This is a genomic window from Lachnospiraceae bacterium, assembly GCA_025758065.1.
Taxonomy (GTDB): Bacteria; Bacillota; Clostridia; order Lachnospirales; family Lachnospiraceae; genus Enterocloster.
Genome location: CP107199.1, coordinates 1886675 through 1908288, shown reverse-complemented (window position 1 = coordinate 1908288; position 21614 = coordinate 1886675). Strand labels below are relative to the sequence as shown.

Here is a 21614-nt window from a genome sequence, read left to right as displayed (position 1 = left end):
TTCATCACCTCAATTCAATTCTAGGATCAATGAGTGTATACAAGATATCAACGATAAAGTTCAGCACCACAAACATGCAGGCTGCTGCCATCAGATAAGCCACGATAATAGGTCTGTCTGATTTATTAATAGCATCAATAAGCAGCTTGCCCATGCCAGGCCATGCAAAAATGGTCTCTGTAATGGTGGTGAACGCGATCATATTTCCCAGATCCATACCGAAAATAGTAACAACCGGGATCAGCGCATTCTTTAAAGCATGTCCAAAAAGAATGGACTTGGCAGGAACACCTTTTGCTCTTGCAAACTTAATATAATCCTGACGCATATTTTCCAGGATACCGGAACGGGTCAGTCGAAGCATGGTAGCCACATTGGTCAGGGCCAGTGTTATTGCCGGAAGAATGACATAACGGATACCTCCGGGAGCAAAAATGCTTAAAGCTACATTTCCCACCATTACCGTATTTCCACGGCCGGAAGCCGGAAGCAGTCTTAAAACAACTGCAAAAATGTAGATCATCATCATGCCAACCCAGAAGGAAGGAAGAGAAATACCTAAAATAGAACCGGACATAATAAGCTTGCTGCTGGCTCTCTTAGGATAAGCACCTGCATATACACCTAAAGGAATGGCAATACACAGTACAAGACAGGCTGCAACAGCAACTAATTCAAGAGTCGCAGGCATACGTTCAAAGATCAGATCCATAGCAGGTTTTCCATATATATAAGATTTACCAAAATTGCCATGAAGCACATCTCTGATAAAAATACCATACTGAACGGGAAGGGGCTTATCAAGTCCCAATCTGGTTCTTGCGGATTCGATCTGTTCAAGGGTTGCATTTTCCGGTACCAGCATATCAACCGGGTCACCGATAAAGTTGGTCAGCAGAAATACGAGAAGAGATACTATAAAAAGTACCACGATCATCTGCACAAACCGTTTTACAACATACTTTATCATAAAATCTTACCTCCTGTTATCATCAGAGTATCTAATATTCCTTTTATCCTCATCTTCACCTGCCTTTGCGGCTGGTTTGGATCATCACCGTCAGCTGCACACGCAGGTACAGAGAGGATGTTGGGGCTCCGGCGAATCCCGGGAGCATATTTTAATGAAAAGGAGCCGTTTAATTTTACACGGCCCCTTTACTTTGTTACCTAACGTTTATTTATAAGAGAACTCCCATGCATATACATACTTGTTCATTCTTGGGGTGTAATTTAAAGTATCCTTGATCGCATATGTATCCTGCTCAAAGTGAAGCGGAATGTATGCATAATCTTCTCTTGAGATCTTGTCAGCCTCTGCTACCAGTTCACCTCTCTTGGTATCATCCATCTCAGTGAATGCCTGATCAACTAAGGCATCTACCTGTGCGTTGGAGTAATGGCCTCTGTTGACACCGCCATCACCTGCCTCACGGTTATAGGTGTAAAGCATATCGTGCATAAGAGAAAGTCCATCACCAGAAGCATCAGACCATCCGGTCATTAAGAACATGGATTTATTCTCTAATGGTTTAATGTAGCTGAAGAAGTTAGCCTTTGGCATCAGGTTTAAATTAACCTTGATACCTACTTTTTCAAGATAACCTGCTACTGCCTGGGCGATCTGCTCATCGTTCATGTAACGGTCATTTGGAGCATCTAAGGTTACTTCAAAACCATCTGGATATCCAGCTTCTGCTAACAGCTGTTTTGCCTTTTCAGGATCATATGCTTCACGGGTAACTTCGGTGTAGCCTACATAATCTTCCGGAACAACAGAGTTCATTTCATATGCGCATCCATTCATGATGTTCTTGATAATGGTTCCTTCATCAATTGCCAGATACATAGCCTGTCTTACTTTGACATCAGACATTGGATTTTTCTGTCCAGGGAACAGAGGAGAATCCTCACGGCTGTCCAGGTTCAGGTAGATCTCACGAAGACCCTTCTGCTTGATCACGCTGATACCCTCAGTTGCATCCAGACGGTCAATATCTCTTGCAGATACGTCAATAGTAAAATCAACATCGCCAGTCAGCATGGTAGCGGTTCTGGTTGCTTCATTTGTAATAGGACGGAAACGTACATTCTTAATAGCCGGAACTTCGCCCCAGTAATCTTCGTTTGCTGCCAGGTCGATATGGTCTTCCTTAACCTGCTCTACGAATTTGTAACGGCCGGTACCAATTACATTGTCTGCAACCTGCTCTTCTGTGCCAACTTCTGCAATTTCCTGTTTTAATACATACAGCTGGGCAACGTTAAACAGCATTAAAGGGTTTGGTTTTTCAGTCTTAATAACAACGGTATTTGCATCAGGTGCTTCCACAGACTCAAAGCTGGATGTGTAGCTGCTGTATGCAGATGGGGAATCAGGATTGGAAGCCAGATTGATAGATGCAACAACGTCGCCGGAATCCATTACATCACCATCATGGAACTTAACGCCTTCTCTTAAATGGAAGGTCCAGGTTAAACCATCCTCAGAGGTCTCCCAGCTTTCTGCCAGACAAGGACCAAAGGACATATCTGCATTCTGGGCAACCATTGCCTCATAGATATGGAGCATGATCTGGTTTGTAGGTCCCTCATCATATCTGTATGGGTCCATAGACAGTACATCAGATGATGTTACGATAACCAGGCTGTCCTTTCCAGAAGCGTCTGCTGCTGTGTTTCCAGCTGCTTCACTGCTTTCTGCTGCGCTGCCAGCTGCTGTGGTGCTGGATGCAGAAGATCCGCCGCAGCCTGCAAGGCTTGCTGCCATTGCTGCTGCAAGTGCTACTAATAAAGCTCTTTTCTTCATTTTTCATATCCTCCTCTATCTTACTTTTTCCGCCAGCCTTCCTTGCGGGAAGACTATATAGAAAAAGCAGGGCACACTTCTCGCATGCACAGTTCCCTGACTGTTTTCAAAGCGCCCTTGCTTTAGTGACCATTCTATACGATTCTTTATATCGCTGTCAAATGTCCGTACAGAAAATACAACACTTTTCTTATTAAAATTTATTTTTTATTGTCTTTAGGTTGTTTTATTTGTTTTATCGATATATAATCAACCTAATAAGGAGGATTACTTACATGAAGCATAAACTATTGATCCTGACCCGGAATCCGGTGGCAAAAGTAGGGATCGCCTCTTACCTTTCTTCCCTTTTTGGACAATACCTTACCATTGTGTCTACCAGAATTGCTGACCTGAAGCCGGAGGATATGGAAGATGCAGGCTGTATCCTGTATACAACAGGTGAATTAAAAGAACAGATGCCTTTTTCCATTCCGGATTCTGTAAAACAACTGGTATGTATGCGTACATTTAACCATACCTATCTCCAACGCATCCTTCAGATCCCGCCTGGGTCTTTTGTATACCTGGTCAATGATACAGTGGACACCACCTATGAGATCATGGAACAGTTAAAAGAATATGGCTTTTCCCAGTACCATTTTCTCCCCTATCTTCCGGGTACTGGAGAGGTACGGAAAGATATCCAGTATTGTGTAACTCCAGGAGAAGTTCATCTGGTTCCTTCTTTCATCCATCAGGTAATCGATATTGGCAACCGTATTGTAGATATTTCTACTATTAACGAGCTGATCGCCGTTTTCAAACTTCCTTCCAGCCTGGCCGATGAGGTTACAAAAAATTACTTAAACCATATTATCCAGATACAGAAGCTTTCCAACCAGCAGTTAAGCCAGGCTCTGGATATGAAAGAGATCACGCGGGGAATTTTGGAGAATGCCTCAGAAGGCCTGTGCCTGCTAAACCAGTCCGGCAAAATAGAACTGTGTAATTCCCTTTTTCTGAGGATGACCGGGATCAAAGAACGGAATATTCAGGAAAAAAATTTTTCAAGATTGTTAGAAGAGGCCGGGATCATTTATGATTATCCCAGCGAGAATGACGGAATTGCTGTACACAATGGAGAAGAAGCTTTCCGCATGTGGTTTCAGGACTTCAGCATTGCAGACAGCCGTCAGGTACGCCTGATCCATACAAACCCACTCCAGGATGCCCAGTTTCCTACCCGTATTACGAAATTATGCGATTTCAGTTACTTTTCTACTGTAAACCCACTGCAGCTGCATATGTTAGACACAGCACGAAGAGTATCTGTCAATGATTTTCCTATTATTATAGAAGGGGAAAGCGGCACGGAAAAGGAACTTTTAGCCCAGGCCATCCATTTAAATTCCCGCCGTCACGACGGGCCATTTATTTCCCTAAATATTTCTTCCCTGAAGTCAGAGTCCGCTGAAGCAGCCCTCATTGGCAGCTATGAACAGCAGGAAAATGGTGTCCGTAAAAAAACCGGCGCACTGGAAGCTGCAAAAGGAGGAACACTGCTGATCAATAATCTTCAGTATGCAGATTCAGAACTGCAGCGCCTTCTTTTAAGTATCTTAAAAAATGGCTTTTTTATCCCGCTGGGAAATAATTGTTCCCCCCAGCCTCTGGACCTGCGCCTGATCGTTACCTCTGTCAGCGATCTGTACTCCCGCGTTCTGGAAGGGAAATTCTTAGATGAGCTGTTTTTCCTGTTAAGTACGGTATCTTTGTATACCATTCCTTTAAGACAGCGCAGAAATGATATCCCCCTGCTTTTGGAAACCTTCTTAAAACGGGCCTTCCAGGAACCGGGACTGACCTCCAAACAGCTACTTACAGAGCCGGTACTCACTTTCTTAAACCAGTACGACTGGCCGGGAAATGTACTGGAGCTTAAAAATGTTTGTACTTACTTTTCCTGTATCTATCACAGAGAACCACTGTCTTTAAGTGATCTTCCGGGCTATATTTTAAATCAGATCCGCAGGCGTGAACAGCAGCTTGATATAACAGAGCACCGGATCTTATCCCTGATCGCTGCTAATCCCCGCAGCGGACGTTCCTTCCTCTGCGACAAGCTAAATGAAGAAGGGCTGCAGCTGACCCAGGCCAATATCCGCACCAGCCTGCAGCGGCTGGCAAATGCCGGATATATTAAGATCCACAGGACCCGGGGCGGCTGTGAGATCACAGAGCTGGGAGCACTGGTAAATACACAATAAGCCCCTATGATAATGCCAAAGGTGCCAAAATAAGTTTACAAAGCTGTTTTAATCCTGTGCCTCTGCTTGTTTGAAATCTGACGTTCCAGGGCCGTCTGTACTGAACGGCTCTGGTTCCTGATGAGATTCACACCAGATATCGTACCAGAAAAGACAGGCATCCTTCCATGCAGACTGGGCAGTTTCATATTGCTCTGTAAGAGCAGCCATTTCTCCCTCTGCCGGTTCTTTCCTGTCCCCAGAACAAAACTGCTTATTTTCAGCATCTGCTGTCTCACACCAGTGTTCCAGCTCCCATTCTTCTCTATTTCCATTTTTTTCCAGAATCTGCTGATATATTGCTTCTGCACGCTCTGCAGCATTTTCTATGGCCTCTGCAGCCAGGCGCAGTCTCCACTGTTCATAAGCTTCTTCCTCCGGGATTTCCCGCAGCCTGTGACGTTCTGCCCTTGGCACAGCTTTTAAACCTTCGATCAGTGCCTGTTCCTCTGCTTTGATACGGGCCGCCAAAGGCTCTCCGGAAGCTTCTTTTTCCTTCCGCTCCAGATAATGCTCATATCCAAAAGGATAATAAAAAGCAGCGTTATTTTCAAAAATAAGCACAGACCTGGCTACCTGGCGGATAAAATACCGGTCATGGGATACAAAAAGAATGGTGCCTTCATATGCCTGGAATGCTGATTCCAGGGTCTCCTTTGCCTGAATGTCCATATGGTTGGTGGGCTCGTCCAGGATCAGAAAATTTGGCCGGCTCTGCAAAAGTTCTGCCAGTACCAGCCTTGCTTTTTCACCACCGGACAGGTCATCCACCCGTTTTGCACCATCCTTCCCTTTAAAAAGATAGGCGCCTAAAATAGTCCTCACTTCCTTATCCGTCAGAGACGGAAACAGGTCTGAAAAATGCTCCACCACTGTTTTTTCTGACTGGATCGCCGCTGAATACTGGTCAAAATATCCAATGGTAATATTATTTCCCAGTGAACAGTCTCCTGCTACAGCAGGCAGGAAACCTGCCACTGTCTTTAAAAATGTAGTTTTTCCGGAACCATTTACACCTAAAATCCCGATCTTCTGGCCTTTGCGTATACGCAGGCTCAGTTCTAACAGGGGATGTTTATCATAACCGATCTTTAAATGCTCTGCTTCAAAGACCCACTTACTTCCTGATACCAGCGGAGTGATCGTCCCTGTAAAAATATGTGCCATATCTTCCCTTGGCTTTTCCACAGGATGCATCCGCTCTAATATCTTCTTCCTAGAACGGGCGAAAGCGGCCTTTGAAGGCTTATTTTTAAACCTTTTGATCAGTTCTTCCTGACGTTCTATCTCCTCCTGCTGGCGCAGATATGACTTCATCTGGATCCCATAGTTTTTACGTTTCTGTTCACGATACTGGGTATAATTTCCCGGATACCGGGTGATCTTCCCCTGATCCAGTTCATAAATAATATCCGCAGTACGGTCCATAAAAAAGCGGTCGTGGCTGACCATGACTACAGCTCCCTGATACTGCTTCAGATAACCTTCCAGCCAGCAGGCTGTTTCCATATCCAGATGGTTCGTAGGCTCATCCAGCAATAACAGATCCGGCTTTTGAAGAAGAAGCCGGATCAGGGCGATCTTAGTCTTCTGGCCTCCGGAAAAGGCTGCTACAGAACGCTTTTTGTCCTCTTTCTGAAATCCCAGACCTGTAAAAAGGGTGTCATATTCCCGCTCATATTCAAAACGTTCCCTGTCAAAAAGGCCTTTCGCAGGACAATGAAGCATCATAAGCTCTTCTACTGTCCGTTCTTCCTCTGCCAAAGCCTGCTGTCCAAGCATCTCCACCGTCAGCTGTCTGGAAGCCAGGATCCCCGGTCCCTGACGTCTGTCATCCCGGTCCAGGCTCAACTCTCCTGCGATCAGCCGCAAAAGCGTAGTCTTTCCCGCGCCATTTCTTCCAACTACTGCAATTTTCTGATTTCCCTGTATTTCAAAATCAATATGGGATAATATAGTTTCACCGCCTAAGGTAACGGTGCCGTCTTTTATCTGGTATTTCATGATGTAAACCTCATATTCCTGCAAATGATCCACAGCTATATTAGTATAGCGAAACAGCGGCTCTGATGCAAGTGTGGCACCTGTAAATCGAAAAAAGTCCCCTTTCTGTGGCAAAACTTCCACAGAAAGGGGACAAATTCACAAATCGGACATCGGATATGTTTTTATGTAAATGGATTTTCTGTCTTATAAAGCATTCCTGCCGGCTGGTTAAAGCCGATCTCTTCTACATCAACGCCAATATACTTAAATACCTCATACAGGCTCTTGCCGAAGTGACCGAATGCAACTGCACCGTGATGCGGGAAGCCCTTCTCGATCAGTACATGACGGTAGAAACGTCCCATCTGGGGAATTGCAAAGATGCCGATGGAACCAAATGACCGGGTTGCCACTGGCAGTACCTCGCCCTGTGCTACATAAGCGCGCAGAATGTTGTCAGCTGTACTCTGTAAACGGTAAAACGTAATATCACCAGGCATGATATCACCTTCCAGAGTTCCCTGTGTAACTTCTTCCGGAAGAGAACGGGCCATTATGAACTGATACTTCATTTCACAGAATGCCAGCTTCCCTGAGTTGGTATTTCCACAATGGAAGCCCATGAAAGTCTCCTTTAAATCATAGTTAAATTTACCCTTGATATCCTCATTGTAAAGGTCTTCCGGTACAGAGTTGTTAATATCTAAAAGGGTTACTGCATCCTGGCTGATACAGGTTCCGATAAATTCACTTAATGCACCATAAATATCTACTTCACAGGACACTGGAATGCCGCGTCCGGTCAGGCGGCTGTTTACATAACAGGGGACAAAGCCAAACTGGGTCTGGAATGCAGGCCAGCATTTTCCTGCAATGGCAACATATTTGCGGCAGCCTCTGTGGTCACGGATCCAGTCTGATAAAGTAAGCTCATACTGGGCCAGCTTTGCCAGAATCTCAGGCTTTTTATTTCCTTCTCCCAGCTCTGCTGCCATATCTGCTGCTACTTCTGCAATTCTTGGATCACCTGCATGCTTATTAAACGCTTCAAACAGATCCAGCTCTGAGTTTTCTTCAATCTCAACCCCAAGGTTATACAGCTGTTTGATCGGGGCATTGCATGCCAGGAAATTTAACGGTCTTGGGCCAAAGCTGATGATCTTCAGATCCGACAGACCAATAACGGTTCTTGCAATTGGCAGGAAATCATGGATCATATCTGCACATTCTGCTGCCGTTCCTACAGGATATTCAGGGATATAAGCCTTGATATTTCGCAGCTGAAGGTTATAGCTTGCATTTAACATACCGCAGTATGCATCACCTCTGCCGGATACCAGATCATTTCCGGTCTCTTCTGCTGCTGCAACAAACATCTTTGGCCCTTCAAAGTGTTTTGCAAGTAATGTTTCAGAGATCTCGGGACCGAAGTTTCCAAGATAAACAACTAAAGCATTGCAGCCCTCTTTCTTAATATCTTCTAATGCCTGTACCATATGGATCTCACTCTCTACGATACAGACCGGGCACTCATAAATGTCCTCTGCCTCATATTTTGCCTTGTAAGCATCTACCAGGGCTTTTCTGCGGTTTACAGATAAAGACTCCGGGAAACAGTCACGGCTGACTGCCACAATGCCAATTTTTACTTTCGGGATATTCTCAAACATGTTTTTTCCTCCATATTTACAGGTCTGCTTCACCACAGCCCTTATTTATTCTCTTAATGCCCCTATGCTCTTTCTAATGTTTTTGTAATTCTGCCTTTTAAACTTCTATATTTTCACCTTTCAGTCCAATAAAACTGCCCTCAGGAAGTCCGCCTTCTTCATGGCCGATAAGCCATTTATTCACAGCTGCCAACAGTTTCTCTTCACCACTCTTATTTTCCGGTCTGTGGCTTAATTCACCGTTTGTCCCCTTTGGAAGGACCACTACGCAGCGGAAACCTTTAGCACTGGTCTGACATGGCGCATAATGAAGAGTAGTTGCATACACTTCGATCATAATACCTGCCGGAACAAAAAATGCTTTTACCTTAGATGTATCCAATGTATGATCATCTTCTATTTCCTCTTCTTTGGCCAAAAACAGTACCATATCCGTGACTGCAATATTAATCTCTGAATCCCTGTGATATTCCAGTGCATTTAATCTGCGGTTATGTCCGTTACAGTAACCGATCTGGACAGGCATCTGACCGTAAACCCCGTCTGCCAGTTCTTCTGCGATCTTTAACTCTTCCAGTTCCTTTACGGAAGCCACATACACCACATCATCCGGACATGGGGTTTCTTCCATTTTCTGTAAAATTTCTTTCAGGTCATAGCCTTCGATGACCTTGCCGTACTTTTTAAATTCCGTATCCATTACACTTATCTGTTTGATCATGATAATTCTGCCAGCTCCTTATAATCATTTTTCAGACTTGTATACACTTTCTGGTACAGTCTGTGATATTTTTCATAAACAGCCACTTCTTCTGCCTTTGGGTCTGTGCTGTCCCTGGATGTGATCAGCTGGTCACATGCCTTTTCCACACTTTCATAAATACCGCAGGCAACACCTGCTAAAATGGCAGCTCCCAATGCCGGGCCTTCATCCTGCACTACACGTTCCACAGAACAGTTGTACAGATCTGCTAACATCTGACGCCATACCGGGCTTTTTCCACCGCCTCCGCAGGCTTTCATACAGTCTACCCGGATCCCCATTTCCTTAAGTATCTCATTGCAGTCACAGAGAGAATATGCAACACCTTCCATGATGGCCCGCAGCAGATGCTTTCTTGTATGGATAGCAGACAGTCCGAAAAATACGCCTCTGCAGTCCGGATCAAGGTGAGGAGTCCTTTCTCCCATTAAATAAGGAAGATACAACAGACGGTTGCTTCCCGGTGCTACAGCTGCCACATCTTTATTGATCTGGTCATATACATCTGCGCCCTTTTCCTCTGCCTCTTTTACCAGATCCTGGCAGAACTGATCCTTGAACCATTTTAAAGAAAGACCTGCTGCCTGGGTCACGCCCATCATATGCCATGCACCTGGTACTGCGCAACAACAGGTATGGATCCTTCCCTTTGGATCAATGGCAGGCTTGCTGGTATGGGCAAATACAACACCTGAGGTACCAATGGTTGTAAAGGCAGTCCCGTCTTTTACAACACCGGTTCCCACTGCTGCTGCTGCGTTGTCACCGGCACCGCCTGCTACCATACATTTTTCAGAAAGACCTGTCCTTTTTGCCACATCTGCAAGCAATGTCCCTGTTGCTTCACAGGATTCATATACCTTTCCTAAAAGATCCTTATCAATGTTTAATGCTTTCAGCACTTCATCTGACCAGCAGCGGCCCGGAACATCTAAAAGCTGCATACCGCTTGCATCAGAAACTTCTGTGGCAAATACACCTGTCAATATGTAACGGATATAATCCTTGGGCAGTAAAATATGACGGCAGCGGTTATAATTTTCCGGCTCATTCTTCCGTACCCAGAGGATCTTTGCAGCAGTCCAGCCGGTCAGCGGCGGATTTGCAGTAATCCGGATCCATTCTTCCCTGGGCATGATCTTTAACATGTCCTCTACCTCTGCTCCGGTCCTCTGGTCGCACCATATAATAGATGGACGGATCACTTCTCCCATCTCATCTAACATGACCAGACCATGCATCTGTCCGGAAATACCGATCCCCTTTACGTCATCTTTGCCTGCGCCTGACTGGGAAATAACTTCTTTTATAGTATTAAGAACTGCATCTGCCCAGTCCTCAGGCCTCTGCTCTGCCCATCCGTTCTCTGGCTGATACAACGGATATTCCTGTGAAGCAGAGGCGGTCACTCTTCCATTTTCATCAAACAGCACTGTCTTTGTTGCGGAAGTCCCCACATCAATTCCCAAGAGATAATTCATGATCCCCCGATTCTCCCTTCTCTAAGCCAACTATATTCTAAAATGATTATAACTTATCCTAAACTATCATTCCAGAGCAATTCTTATCCTTATAATGTCACTTTCTTATCCTTTTATATTTTATCATTATATGGTATATTTTATCTGTAAAAGGAGGACTGCCCAATGGCTCTTAAAGATTTTACTTATGAAATGGTCGTGCCAAACGAAGATCTTCCCTGCAAATTTTTTATTTTTGAAGGAAAAAACGGCAATTACCGCCGCGCTAACCACTGGCACCAGTCTGTAGAGATATTCCTGGTCCTGGAAGGAGAACTGAGATTTTATATTAATAATCATTCCCAGCCTTTAAGTGCCGGGGAACTGATCATCGTCAATTCCAATGAGATCCACTCCATTGAGGCACCAAAGCCAAATCTGACTCTTGTTCTCCAGATCCCGGCTTCCTATTTTGCCCCTTATATGGGAAAAGAGGACTATGCTGTATTTATAAGCCAGTCCCAGGAGAAAAACCGTACTCTGGCCATTCTTATTGAACAAATGTATCATGTGTATACAAAAAAAGAAAAGACTTATCTTTTAAAGATGCAAAGCCTTTTCTACGAACTTTTATACCAAATGACCACTAATTTTATGAAAACAGAAGCAGATGAGGGAACCTTACGGCAAAAACGGCACCTAGACCGTCTCTCCAGGATCACCTCTTATATGAAGAAGCATTATAACCAGCCTATTACCCTGGAAAGTGTCGCTGAAACCTTTGGATTTTCCCCCAATTATTTGTCACGTATGTTCCGTCTATATGCAGGGATCAGCTACAAAACCTATCTTTTAAACCTGCGCACAGAATATGCTTTCCGCGAAATGCTCCACACTGACCGCAGTTTAAATGATATTGCCATTAATAATGGATTTCCAAACAGCCGTGCTTTTGCAAAATCTTTTTTTAAACGCTATGACTGTCTTCCCGGAGAATACCGCAGAAAAATGCAGCTTACTGCTTCTAACCCTTAAGTATCATCAAAGACAGATAAGGAATGTCATTTTCCTTTAATTCATTATAATCACAGATCAGGCGCTGCTCCTTTGTTCCCGCCTTTTCCACCAGTACAAAGGAATTCTCCCGTCCGCTTTCTTTGATGGCTGTTAAGAGAGCTTCCTTATCAGAAGAAGGCTTCATAAATACTACATTGTCATGTTCTTTAAGAAGCTTTGTCAGGTCTTCCGGGCTGTTTTTCCGTACCGGTGCCACAAGCAGGTCCTCGTCCCAGGCTGTAAGAGGCATTCTGGAAATAGCTGCTGCTGCACAGAAAGACGGGATCCCGGGGATCACTTCTATCTCTGTGCCAAAAGCTTCTATATAAGGAAGGGTGTACATAAATGTGCTGTATACAGAAGGATCTCCCAGTGTGATAAATGCACCTGTTTTCTCACCTTTTAAATATTCAGAGATAATGCGGCCATTTTCCTGCCACATTTTTTTTAATTCATCCCCATGATAATGCATGGGATATTCCAGATCTACGATCCGGGCTTTACTGTCTTTTATGTGTTCTTTTATAATATCGAAAGCAAAGCTTCCCGCCCCTTTTTTCTTTTCCGGACAAAAGATTACATCTGCTTTCTGTAATATTTTATATGCTTTCAGTGTAAGCAGTTCCGGATCCCCCGGTCCTACTCCGATCCCGTATAATTTTCCCATTTTTTCCCAATTTCCTTTTATTTTTTCCAATCTTCTTTTATTTTTATCAATAGAACTATTTTAACAGCACTTATCTACCACAGCAAGGGATTTTTATGGTAAGATAGTCCTGTTATTATGAATGTTTTCTTATTTTTAAGAAGACATTATCATTTTCAGGAGGAAAATACATTATGAAAAAATCCATGAAACTTCTGGCTATGGCCCTTGCAGGCGCTTTTGTTTTAAGCGGATGCGCAGATAACGCTGACAAACAGACTGCTTCTACTGGGACAGCTGCCTCTACGACAGCTGCTTTACAAACCGCTGCTGAAACAACAGCAAAAAGCTCTGACGAAGCAGAAAGTTCCCAGGAAACTGCTGACCAATCCACCGACTCTTCCAAAAACAGCGACAATACTTCTGTCCGTGTCGGCTCTTTAAAGGGACCTACCTCTATGGGACTGGCCCAGCTGATGGACCGTGCCAAAAAGGGCGAAACAGAAAATGACTACACCTTTACCATGGCTGGAAAAGCCGATGAACTGGTTGGTTCTGTTGCAAACGGCGATCTGGATATTGTTTTAGTACCTGCCAATGTTGCAAGCATCCTGTATACAAAGACCCAGGGCAATGTAAATGTGATCGATATCAATACGCTTGGTGTTCTCTATGTAGTTGCTTCTGATGACTCCATTTCCTCCATGGAAGACCTGAAGGGAAAGACCCTTTACATGACCGGAAAAGGTACTACCCCGGAATATGTAATGAACTATCTCCTTTCTGAAAATGGCCTTACAGATGAGGATGTTACTCTGGAATTTAAGTCTGAAGCTGCGGAAGTTGCTTCTGTATTAAAAGAAGATCCATCTGCTGTAGGTGTCCTTCCCCAGCCTTTTGCAACTGCAGCCTGCATCCAGAACGAAGCTTTAAAGCCAGTTCTTGACCTGACTGAACAGTGGAACCTTTTAAATAAGGAAAATGGAAGCCAGTTAGTAACAGGCGTTACTATTGTACGCAGTGACTTCTTAAAAGAACATGAAGATGCAGTAAAGCTGTTTATAGAAGACCACAAAGTATCTGCTGCCTATACCAGCGAACATCTGGATGAGGCTGCTGAAATGGTAGCTGCACTGGGCATCGTTGAAAAAGCACCAGTTGCGAAAAAGGCTATGCCGGCCTGCAACATTGTATGCATTACTGGGGATGAGATGAAGTCTGCTCTTTCAGGCTATTTATCTGTACTGGAAGCTGCTGATGCAAAATCTGTAGGTGGACAGTTACCTGCTGATGACTTCTACTATCTTCCATAAATAACTTACAGGATCCTTTCCATAATGAAAAATATGATGAAAAAATATGGAAAAAACTGGATCTGCTGGCTAATCTGGATCGGGATCTGGCAGCTGGCAGATCTTTTTATCCATAACAATGTGATTTTTGCCGGACCTGTTAACATGGCAGTGACACTTGCCGGCCTGTTAAAAGATGGGGATTTCTGGCTAAGTCTGCTCCACTCTGCCTTTCGTATCTGTTCAGGCTTTTTAAGTGCTTTTTTCCTTGGTATCCTTCTTGGAAGCCTTGGGTGGGCCTTTCCTCTGGTAAAAGAATTTTTAAAACCACCTATGCTGATGATCCGCTGCGTACCAGTGGCCTCTTTCGTCATTCTGGCACTGATATGGATCGGATCAGAAAACCTGTCTGTTTTTATTTCCTTTCTGGTGGTCGTTCCTATGATCTACGGTGCCACACTGGCAGGACTTGAAAACATGGATAAAAAGCTTTTAGAAATGTCCCAGGTATTTTCCATGCCATTTCTGAAAAAAGTACGCTTTCTCTTTGTCCCGGCTGTCCACCCATATCTGATAAGCAGCTGCCGGACTGCCTTGGGAATGAGCTGGAAATCAGGAGTTGCAGCAGAAGTCATCGGTATCCCTAAAGCTTCCATTGGGGAACAGCTATACTATACAAAACTGTATCTGGATACTTCCGGGCTTTTTGCCTGGACCTTTTCTATTATCCTTATAAGCGCAGTTTTTGAATTAGTTTTCCTAACATTATTAAAGAAAGTACGGCACTGATATGGAACAGATCATTATTAAAAACCTGTGGAAATCTTATGATTCCCTGACCGTTTTGAAAAATGTGGACCTTACGCTGGACCGGGATCAGACTTACTGCCTGATGAGCCCTTCAGGAACAGGAAAGACCACTTTATTCCGCATTCTTATGGGGTTAGAAAAGGCAGACGAGGGAGAAATTGTCTGGAGTGCCAGTTCTGGTTCCTGTTTTGGCTCTGGCTCTGATAGGGATGTTTCCCGGCCTCTGCGTATTTCCACTGTTTTCCAGGAAGACCGGCTCTGCCCCACATTTTCACCTTTAGAAAATGTGATGATGGTGCAAAAAGGAAAATCTTCTGAGTTTTCCATGGAAGAGATCCGCACCACTATGTGCCGTCTACTGCCGGAAGAATGTTTAAACCGGCCGGTATCTACCTTAAGCGGGGGTATGAAACGACGGACTGCGATTTTACGGGCACTTCTTACTAAATCCGATATGCTTTTATTAGATGAACCATTTACGGGGCTGGATGAAGAAACGAAGATAGATGTTATAAGATTTTTACAGGAATACAGAAACAACCGTTTTCTACTGATCTCCACCCACCAGAAAGAGGATGTAGAATTGCTTAAAGGCATATTGATCACATTGTAATATTGATGATGTGAGTGTCAAAAGTAAATTTTGCCACTCACTGATGTAACCGGATTGCTCCATTGCTATGCAATTCCCGCAATCCTCGAACACCTCAAACTCCCATAAAATGACGTGTTCACACCATTTTATTTCGTTTTCGGTGTTCGGCGTGTCAATAAGTATAAATTGCTTATTTGTGCGAGTACAAACGCAATTTATACTTTTGACACTTACATCATATGATGTTGGGGTCAAAAGGTATTTTGACCCCTCTGATACCGAATTGCTACGTGCTTTGCACTCCCGCAATTCTAAAAACATTCGTAATCCGCTCATTTTTCTTCAAAAAATGGCTCCTTACTCATGTTTTTGGCGGGTCCCAAGGTCATAAATCCTCCTGCAAGCAAGCTTGCAACGGATTTATGACCTTTTGACCCTGGTATCATCATATTGATCCAATACTGACTGTGCCAGATATGGTTCAGCCTGAATATTCGTTACAGTCCAGCCATTACGAATATTTTGCTATTTTAAAGCCCGGTTTTGCCGGGCTTTTTTGCACAGTAAGAAATTTTTATGATCTGTTTAATTTCTCGGCTGGATCACGCTTTTTCCATTGTCAAAAGACGGATTAAAAGCATAGAAATTTTTGCTGTCTAACTTCTCCTGGGTGATGCGCAGGGCTTCACCAAAGCGCTGATAATGAACGACCTCACGCTCTCTTAAATATTTAATAGGCTCACATACATCATAATCAGTCACTACACGAAGGATATTGTCATATGTGGAACGGGCTTTCTGTTCTGGGGCGACCTTGTAAGTACAACATATACAAAAATATAGAGGGTAAAGCAGATATTCCGCCTTTCCAGTGTATCAATTCAGACGTTCAGAAATGAGCGTCTATTTTTTTACCCTAAAGCCAGAAAGGATGTGATACCACGAAGAAATCACCACCGCCGGAGCGTTCCCCTCCGCTTCCAGACCGTAACCCGAAACCAACCATCAAACACAACATTCAGAAAGGACAGGTACATCTATATGGAATTAAAATTCGTTATCCCCAACATGGAAAAGACATTCGGCAACTTGGAGTTTGCCGGAGAAGACAAAACAGAACAGAGAAGAATCAACGGACGCATGGCGGTACTTTCTCGCAGCTTCAATCTTTATTCAGACATACAGAGGGCAGATGATATTGTGGTTATTCTCCCTGCCGAAGCCGGAGAGAAGCATTTTGACTTTGAGGAACGTGTGAAGCTCGTCAATCCCCGTATTATCGCAGAGGGCTATAAAATTGGCACAAGGGGCTTTACTAACTACATTTTACACGCTGACGATATGGTAAAAGCGTAAGGAAAAGGAGGACATCAGACTATGAGATTAGCAAACGGAATTGTGATTGACAAGGAAGCAACATTCGGGGCATTGAAATTTTCTGCCCTCCGCCGTGAGGTTCACCTCCAGAATGAAGACGGCTCGGTATCAGAAGAAATCAAGGAGCGTACCTATGACTTAAAATCCAGAGGACAGGGGCGTATGATTCAGGTTTCTATCCCTGCCAGCGTGCCATTAAAGGAGTTCGATTACAACGCAGAGGTGGAAATTATCCATCCTGTGGCAGATACCGTGGCAACGGCTACCTTTCAGGGAGCAGAGGTGGACTGGTACATCAAGGCTGATGATATTGTTCTGAAAAAAGGTGCTGCCATGAATCCGCAATCACCAAAGAAAGAACCGCCAACAGAAAAATAAGTATGGACGCAATTACTGGATATGAAGAATACGAACAGGACTTCCGGCTGGTTTCTCTGCCGGAATACTGCTGGATGGCAGGTCAGCTTCTTATCGAAGCCCTAGAAGATTATCAGCCGCCGGAAAATCTGGCAGTTTATATGCCGGAATGTCTGTGCAGGGAGTTGTCCGGCTATACTTTTTTATTTCAAGCCCATATGGAAGACAACAAGAAAGGATATTCGCTGCTTTATATGGGCTATTTTTAATCACGGAAAGGAGGATTGTTCCCATGAAACAGCTTTTCCCCCGTGGAAAACGTATCCGCCCCACGGATAAAGACCTTGTGTTCCATACTGCCCTTGCCGCCCTGTTCCCTGTCTTCCTGCTGGTTGTCCTGCTGTTTCATATCCGGCAGATTGCCGGAACCAACTGGCAGGAAGTGTCCCTTTCCCAGATAGCACAGGACATAAATATCCCTTACCTGTTATTCAGCATGGGCGTGGCAGGGCTGGTGTGTCTTACAGCAGTTCTTCTGTTCTGGCGATACCGCAGGGACGAAGTAAAGCAGCTCATCCACCGCCAAAAGCTGGCAAGGATGGTGTTGGAAAACAAGTGGTATGAATCGGAGCAGAGAAAGGAAGACGCTTTTTTCAAGGACTTGTCTTCCAGCCGTTCCAAAGAAACCATCACTTATTTTCCCAAAATCTACTACCGGATGAAACAGGGCTTGCTCCATATCCGTGTGGAAATCACCTTGGGGAAATATCAGGAGCAGCTCTTACACTTGGAGAAAAAGCTGGAAAGCGGCTTGTACTGTGAGCTGACGGATAAGGAATTAAAGGATTCCTATGTGGAGTACACCCTGCTTTATGATACCATTGCCAACCGTATTTCCATTGAGGATGTACAGGCAAAGGACGGCAGGCTCCGGCTTATGGAAAATGTCTGGTGGGAGTATGACAAGCTCCCCCATATGCTCATTGCCGGAGGAACCGGCGGCGGAAAGACCTACTTTATCCTGACCCTCATTGAAGCCCTGCTCCGCACCAACGCCGTCCTGTTCGTATTAGACCCGAAGAACGCCGACCTTGCAGATTTACAGGCGGTTATGCCGGATGTGTACTACAAAAAGGAAGATATGCTCGCCTGCATTGACCGTTTCTATGAAGAAATGATGAAACGCAGCGAAGACATGAAGCTCATGGAGAATTACCGGACAGGGGAAAACTACGCTTACTTGGGGCTTCCGGCAAATTTCCTTATCTTTGATGAATATGTGGCATTTATGGAAATGCTCGGCACAAAAGAAAATGCCGCTGTCCTCAACAAATTAAAACAAATCGTTATGCTTGGGCGGCAGGCTGGCTTCTTCCTGATTCTCGCCTGCCAGCGTCCGGACGCAAAGTATCTGGGGGACGGAATCCGTGACCAGTTCAATTTCCGTGTGGCTCTGGGGCGGATGTCGGAAATGGGCTATGGAATGATGTTCGGGGAAACCACAAAGGATTTCTTCCTAAAGCAGATAAAAGGGCGTGGCTATGTGGATGTGGGAACCAGTGTTATCTCAGAGTTTTACACGCCCCTTGTGCCAAAAGGACACGATTTCCTCAAAGAAATAAAAAAGCTCATAGACAGCAGGCAGGGAGTGCAGGCGGCGTGCGAAGCGAAAGCCGCAGAAACGGACTGACCTGCTGTGGCTGGTGTGCCGCAAGGCACGCCAGCATGAACCCCTCGTATCTAACAGAGGGGTACAAATCGACAGGCAATAACCAAACAACAGGGCAGAATCCCACGGTACACAAGGGATTTTCCCATATCCGGCGTATGTCAACAAGGCTCTGAAAGTTGACATACGCTTTTTTAGACAGGAGGGATTTTCACTGAATGAAGAAACATGGGTACGGAACATCAAAGAGAAACGGGAAAGTTACGGTATCTCACAACAGAAACTTGCCCTAGCTGCCGGAATCACCCGTCCGTACCTGAGCGATATTGAAACGGGCAAGGCTCACCCATCCGAAGCATTACAGGAAACCATCACGGAAGCTCTGGAACGCTTTAACCCAGACGCTCCCCTTGAAATGCTCTTTGACTATGTGCGGATTCGCTTTCCCACTACAGATGTGAAGCATATCGTGGAAGACGTGCTGCGGCTAAAGCTGCCTTACTTTATCCATGAAGACTACGGCTTCTACTCTTACACGGAGCATTACTATCTTGGGGATATTTTCGTTTTGGTATCGCCGGAACTGGAAAAAGGGGTGCTGCTGGAACTGAAAGGGCGTGGCTGCCGCCAGTTTGAAAGCTATCTGCTGGCACAGGAACGGAGCTGGTATGAATTTTTCATGGACGTTCTCATGGAGGACGGCGTGATGAAGCGGCTTGACCTCGCTATCAATGACAAAACGGGAATCCTGAACATTCCCCATCTGACAGAGAAGTGCCGGAATGAGGAATGTATCTCGGTCTTCCGCAGCTTCAAAAGCTACCGCAGCGGCGAACTGGTACGGCGTGAGGAAAAAGAATGTATGGGGAACACCCTGTATATCGGTTCCCTCCAAAGTGAGGTGTACTTCTGCATTTACGAAAAGGACTATGAGCAGTACAAAAAGCATGATATTCCCATTGCGGACGCAGAGGTAAAGAACCGCTTTGAAATCCGGCTGAAAAATGAGCGTGCCTTTTACGCCATCCGTGACCTGTTAGAACATGACAATCCAGAACGGACAGCTTTTCAAATCATCAACCGCTATATCCGGTTCGTGGACAGGGACGATACGAAGCCCCGTTCTGACTGGCGTATCAATGAGGAATGGGCGTGGTTTATGGGGGAACACAGGGGAAGTCTGAAACTGACAACGAAACCGGAACCCTATTCCTTTGAACGCACCCTGCACTGGCTCTCCCATCAGGTAGCCCCCACGTTAAAGCTGGCTCTCCGTCTGGATAAGATGAACCACACCCAGATTGTCCATGACATCATCACCCATGCAAAGCTGACGGAGAAGCACGAAAAAATCCTGAAGCAGCAAGCCGCCGCTGCAAAGGAGGTGGTACTTTAACGGTGGCAATTTTGGAACCTAAGAACTCTTACAGGAAAGAAAGGAGCTTTTATGAATTTCGGACAGAATCTTTACAACTGGTTTTTATCCAACGCCCAGTCCCTTGTGCTGCTGGCAATCGTGGTGATTGGACTGTACCTCGGATTTAAGAGGGAATTTTCCAAACTTATCGGCTTTTTAGTAGTGTCCCTTGTAGCGGTTGGTCTGGTCTTCAATGCGGACGGTGTAAAGGACATCTTACTGGAACTGTTTAATAAGATTATCGGTGCATAGGAAAAAACATATTACACTTCCGTTATGGAGCAAGCTCTGATTGCTTCATGGCGGAAGTCCACTAGGGGCTTGGGGAGCGTAACTCCCCAAACAACCTGACAGAGAAAGGACGTGATACTGATTGAGGAAATGAAAATCTACATCCTGAACACCACAAGGTTTTACCATGAGGATTTTGAGGAATATCCGGGGGCATGGTTTTCCTGCCCCGTGGATTTTGAAGAAATCAGGGAACGTCTTGGGGTTCAGAGTGAGGAAGAAATCGAAATTGAAGACTATGAGCTGCCGTTTCCATTGGAGGGCAACACAAGGCTCTGGGAAATCAACGCCCTTTGCCGGATGGTACAGGAAATGCAGGGAACGCCTCTCTATTATGAAATGGATGTGGTACAAAAGCGGTGGTTTTCCAGCTTTACGGAATTTATCGACCACAAAGACCAGATACGCTGCTATCCGGTGCAGGACGGAGAATCCCTCGCCCATTATCTGGTGCAGGAGATTCAGGTATTCGGAGAAATACACCCAGACTTAATGAACCATATCGACTACGCTGCCATTGGTCGGGAGCTGGAAACCAGCGAAAACTACCTGTTTACGGACAATGGTATCTTTTATTACCGCTAAAAGGAGGTGAAGGAACTTGGAAGAAATGCGGATTTACATTGCCAACTTAGGAAAATACAATGAGGGCGAACTGGTAGGGGCATGGTTCACGCCGCCTGTGGATTTTGAGGAAGTCACGGAACGTATCGGCTTGAATGATGAATATGAGGAATACGCCATCCATGATTATGAGCTGCCCTTTGCGATTGACGAATATACCCCCATTGAGGAAGTCAACCGCCTGTGTGAAATGGTGGAGGACTTACCGGAATATATTCAGGAGGAACTATCAGAGCTGCAATCCTACTTTGGCAGTATCGAAGAACTCTGTGAGCATGAAGACGATATTATCTGCCATTCCGGCTGTGACGATATGGCGGATGTGGCTCGCTACTATCTGGAAGAAACCGGACAGCTTGGGGAACTTCCGGCACACTTACAAAACTATATCGACTATGCCGCCTATGGGCGTGACATGGAATTGGAGGGAACCTTTGTTGTCACGAACCACGGCGTATATGAAATCATACGGTAGACCCGTCTGTATCTCTTTCAGGAAATGCA

General features: G+C 45.0%; 20 protein-coding genes and 1 pseudogene. 13 read left to right on the top strand and 8 right to left on the bottom strand.

Annotated features, from left to right (window positions below; genetic code table 11):
• Positions 1 to 4: 4 nt before the first annotated feature.
• Together OGM16_08935 and OGM16_08930 are read right to left on the bottom strand one after the other, a co-directional pair.
• Positions 5 to 970, bottom strand: coding sequence for an ABC transporter permease (locus tag OGM16_08935; protein ID UYJ48315.1), 966 nt, complete (start codon positions 968 to 970; stop codon positions 5 to 7).
• Positions 971 to 1177: 207 nt separating this feature from the next.
• Positions 1178 to 2809, bottom strand: a complete 1632-nt coding sequence (locus tag OGM16_08930) for an ABC transporter substrate-binding protein (protein ID UYJ48314.1) — start codon at positions 2807 to 2809, stop codon at positions 1178 to 1180.
• Between the two features lie 275 nt (positions 2810 to 3084).
• On the opposite strand from OGM16_08930, the gene OGM16_08925 reads away from it, so the two are divergent.
• On the top strand, positions 3085 to 5058 hold the full coding sequence (locus OGM16_08925; protein ID UYJ48313.1) for a sigma 54-interacting transcriptional regulator: 1974 nt from the start codon (positions 3085 to 3087) through the stop codon (positions 5056 to 5058).
• A gap of 48 nt (positions 5059 to 5106) precedes the next feature.
• On the opposite strand, the gene OGM16_08920 is transcribed toward OGM16_08925, so the two are convergent.
• The 4 genes from OGM16_08920 to xylB all read right to left on the bottom strand — a co-directional run bounded on the left by OGM16_08920 (position 5107) and on the right by xylB (position 10997).
• A complete protein-coding gene (locus tag OGM16_08920) occupies positions 5107 to 7101 on the bottom strand; it encodes an ATP-binding cassette domain-containing protein (protein ID UYJ48312.1) in 1995 nt (664 codons plus the stop codon).
• A 164-nt stretch (positions 7102 to 7265) separates the two neighbouring features.
• A complete protein-coding gene (locus OGM16_08915; GenBank protein UYJ48311.1) occupies positions 7266 to 8753 on the bottom strand; it encodes an L-fucose/L-arabinose isomerase family protein in 1488 nt (495 codons plus the stop codon).
• Positions 8754 to 8850: 97 nt separating this feature from the next.
• Positions 8851 to 9474 (bottom strand): DUF4867 family protein, encoded by a 624-nt coding sequence (locus tag OGM16_08910; protein UYJ48310.1) that lies wholly within the window; start codon positions 9472 to 9474, stop codon positions 8851 to 8853.
• Positions 9471 to 10997, bottom strand: coding sequence for a xylulokinase (gene xylB / locus OGM16_08905; protein UYJ48309.1), 1527 nt, complete (start codon positions 10995 to 10997; stop codon positions 9471 to 9473). The genes OGM16_08910 and xylB overlap by 4 nt, the downstream gene beginning before the upstream one ends.
• A 165-nt stretch (positions 10998 to 11162) precedes the next feature.
• Here xylB and OGM16_08900 point away from each other — a divergent pair, with 165 nt between their 5' ends.
• A complete protein-coding gene (locus OGM16_08900) occupies positions 11163 to 12011 on the top strand; it encodes an AraC family transcriptional regulator (GenBank protein UYJ48308.1) in 849 nt (282 codons plus the stop codon).
• Here the strand turns inward: OGM16_08900 and cobI are convergent.
• Positions 12001 to 12699 (bottom strand): precorrin-2 C(20)-methyltransferase, encoded by a 699-nt coding sequence (gene cobI, locus OGM16_08895; protein ID UYJ48307.1) that lies wholly within the window; start codon positions 12697 to 12699, stop codon positions 12001 to 12003. The two genes, OGM16_08900 and cobI, sit on opposite strands and share 11 nt — an antisense overlap.
• Before the next feature lie 173 nt (positions 12700 to 12872).
• On the opposite strand from cobI, the gene OGM16_08890 reads away from it, so the two are divergent.
• From OGM16_08890 to OGM16_08880, 3 genes are read left to right on the top strand one after another with little or no spacing between them, the layout of a single operon-like run.
• A complete protein-coding gene (locus tag OGM16_08890) occupies positions 12873 to 13991 on the top strand; it encodes an ABC transporter substrate-binding protein (protein UYJ48306.1) in 1119 nt (372 codons plus the stop codon).
• A 24-nt stretch (positions 13992 to 14015) separates the two neighbouring features.
• Positions 14016 to 14759 carry an ABC transporter permease subunit gene (locus tag OGM16_08885; protein ID UYJ48305.1) on the top strand — a complete coding sequence of 248 codons (744 nt, stop codon included), beginning with the start codon at positions 14016 to 14018 and terminating at the stop codon, positions 14757 to 14759.
• Between the two features lies 1 nt (position 14760).
• The gene (locus OGM16_08880) at positions 14761 to 15393 is read left to right on the top strand and encodes an ABC transporter ATP-binding protein (protein ID UYJ48304.1); all 633 of its coding nucleotides are present in this window, start codon (positions 14761 to 14763) and stop codon (positions 15391 to 15393) included.
• Between the two features lie 567 nt (positions 15394 to 15960).
• On the opposite strand, the pseudogene OGM16_08875 reads toward OGM16_08880, so the two are convergent.
• A pseudogene (locus OGM16_08875) lies at positions 15961 to 16188 on the bottom strand (manganese catalase family protein).
• 228 nt (positions 16189 to 16416) lie between these two features.
• Here OGM16_08875 and OGM16_08870 point away from each other — a divergent pair.
• The 8 genes from OGM16_08870 (at position 16417) to OGM16_08835 (ending at position 21585) form a co-directional block, all read left to right on the top strand.
• Positions 16417 to 16731 carry a YdcP family protein gene (locus OGM16_08870; protein ID UYJ48303.1) on the top strand — a complete coding sequence of 105 codons (315 nt, stop codon included), beginning with the start codon at positions 16417 to 16419 and terminating at the stop codon, positions 16729 to 16731.
• 21 nt (positions 16732 to 16752) lie between these two features.
• Positions 16753 to 17130 (top strand): YdcP family protein, encoded by a 378-nt coding sequence (locus tag OGM16_08865; protein ID UYJ48302.1) that lies wholly within the window; start codon positions 16753 to 16755, stop codon positions 17128 to 17130.
• A 2-nt stretch (positions 17131 to 17132) separates the two neighbouring features.
• Positions 17133 to 17378, top strand: coding sequence for a hypothetical protein (locus OGM16_08860; GenBank protein ID UYJ48301.1), 246 nt, complete (start codon positions 17133 to 17135; stop codon positions 17376 to 17378).
• Between the two features lie 23 nt (positions 17379 to 17401).
• On the top strand, positions 17402 to 18799 hold the full coding sequence (locus OGM16_08855) for an FtsK/SpoIIIE domain-containing protein (GenBank protein ID UYJ48300.1): 1398 nt from the start codon (positions 17402 to 17404) through the stop codon (positions 18797 to 18799).
• A gap of 151 nt (positions 18800 to 18950) precedes the next feature.
• Positions 18951 to 20174, top strand: a complete 1224-nt coding sequence (locus tag OGM16_08850; protein ID UYJ48422.1) for an XRE family transcriptional regulator — start codon at positions 18951 to 18953, stop codon at positions 20172 to 20174.
• Between the two features lie 51 nt (positions 20175 to 20225).
• The gene (locus OGM16_08845; protein UYJ48299.1) at positions 20226 to 20447 is read left to right on the top strand and encodes a hypothetical protein; all 222 of its coding nucleotides are present in this window, start codon (positions 20226 to 20228) and stop codon (positions 20445 to 20447) included.
• Positions 20448 to 20558: 111 nt separating this feature from the next.
• Complete coding sequence (locus OGM16_08840) at positions 20559 to 21071, top strand: antirestriction protein ArdA (protein UYJ48298.1); 513 nt, start codon at positions 20559 to 20561, stop codon at positions 21069 to 21071.
• A gap of 16 nt (positions 21072 to 21087) precedes the next feature.
• On the top strand, positions 21088 to 21585 hold the full coding sequence (locus OGM16_08835; GenBank protein ID UYJ48297.1) for an antirestriction protein ArdA: 498 nt from the start codon (positions 21088 to 21090) through the stop codon (positions 21583 to 21585).
• Positions 21586 to 21614: the final 29 nt, after the last annotated feature.

Coding starts and splice junctions, on each gene's coding strand:
- OGM16_08925 (UYJ48313.1), top strand. CDS start 3,085: ATGAAGCATAAACTATTGATCCTGACCCGGAATCCGGTGGCAAAAGTA.
- OGM16_08870 (UYJ48303.1), top strand. CDS start 16,417: ATGGAATTAAAATTCGTTATCCCCAACATGGAAAAGACATTCGGCAAC.
- OGM16_08855 (UYJ48300.1), top strand. CDS start 17,402: ATGAAACAGCTTTTCCCCCGTGGAAAACGTATCCGCCCCACGGATAAA.
- OGM16_08880 (UYJ48304.1), top strand. CDS start 14,761: ATGGAACAGATCATTATTAAAAACCTGTGGAAATCTTATGATTCCCTG.
- OGM16_08865 (UYJ48302.1), top strand. CDS start 16,753: ATGAGATTAGCAAACGGAATTGTGATTGACAAGGAAGCAACATTCGGG.
- OGM16_08930 (UYJ48314.1), bottom strand. CDS start 2,809: ATGAAGAAAAGAGCTTTATTAGTAGCACTTGCAGCAGCAATGGCAGCA.
- cobI (UYJ48307.1), bottom strand. CDS start 12,699: ATGGGAAAATTATACGGGATCGGAGTAGGACCGGGGGATCCGGAACTG.
- xylB (UYJ48309.1), bottom strand. CDS start 10,997: ATGAATTATCTCTTGGGAATTGATGTGGGGACTTCCGCAACAAAGACA.
- OGM16_08890 (UYJ48306.1), top strand. CDS start 12,873: ATGAAAAAATCCATGAAACTTCTGGCTATGGCCCTTGCAGGCGCTTTT.
- OGM16_08915 (UYJ48311.1), bottom strand. CDS start 8,753: ATGTTTGAGAATATCCCGAAAGTAAAAATTGGCATTGTGGCAGTCAGC.
- OGM16_08900 (UYJ48308.1), top strand. CDS start 11,163: ATGGCTCTTAAAGATTTTACTTATGAAATGGTCGTGCCAAACGAAGAT.
- OGM16_08860 (UYJ48301.1), top strand. CDS start 17,133: ATGGACGCAATTACTGGATATGAAGAATACGAACAGGACTTCCGGCTG.
- OGM16_08845 (UYJ48299.1), top strand. CDS start 20,226: ATGAATTTCGGACAGAATCTTTACAACTGGTTTTTATCCAACGCCCAG.
- OGM16_08935 (UYJ48315.1), bottom strand. CDS start 970: ATGATAAAGTATGTTGTAAAACGGTTTGTGCAGATGATCGTGGTACTT.
- OGM16_08885 (UYJ48305.1), top strand. CDS start 14,016: ATGAAAAATATGATGAAAAAATATGGAAAAAACTGGATCTGCTGGCTA.
- OGM16_08910 (UYJ48310.1), bottom strand. CDS start 9,474: ATGATCAAACAGATAAGTGTAATGGATACGGAATTTAAAAAGTACGGC.
- OGM16_08920 (UYJ48312.1), bottom strand. CDS start 7,101: ATGAAATACCAGATAAAAGACGGCACCGTTACCTTAGGCGGTGAAACT.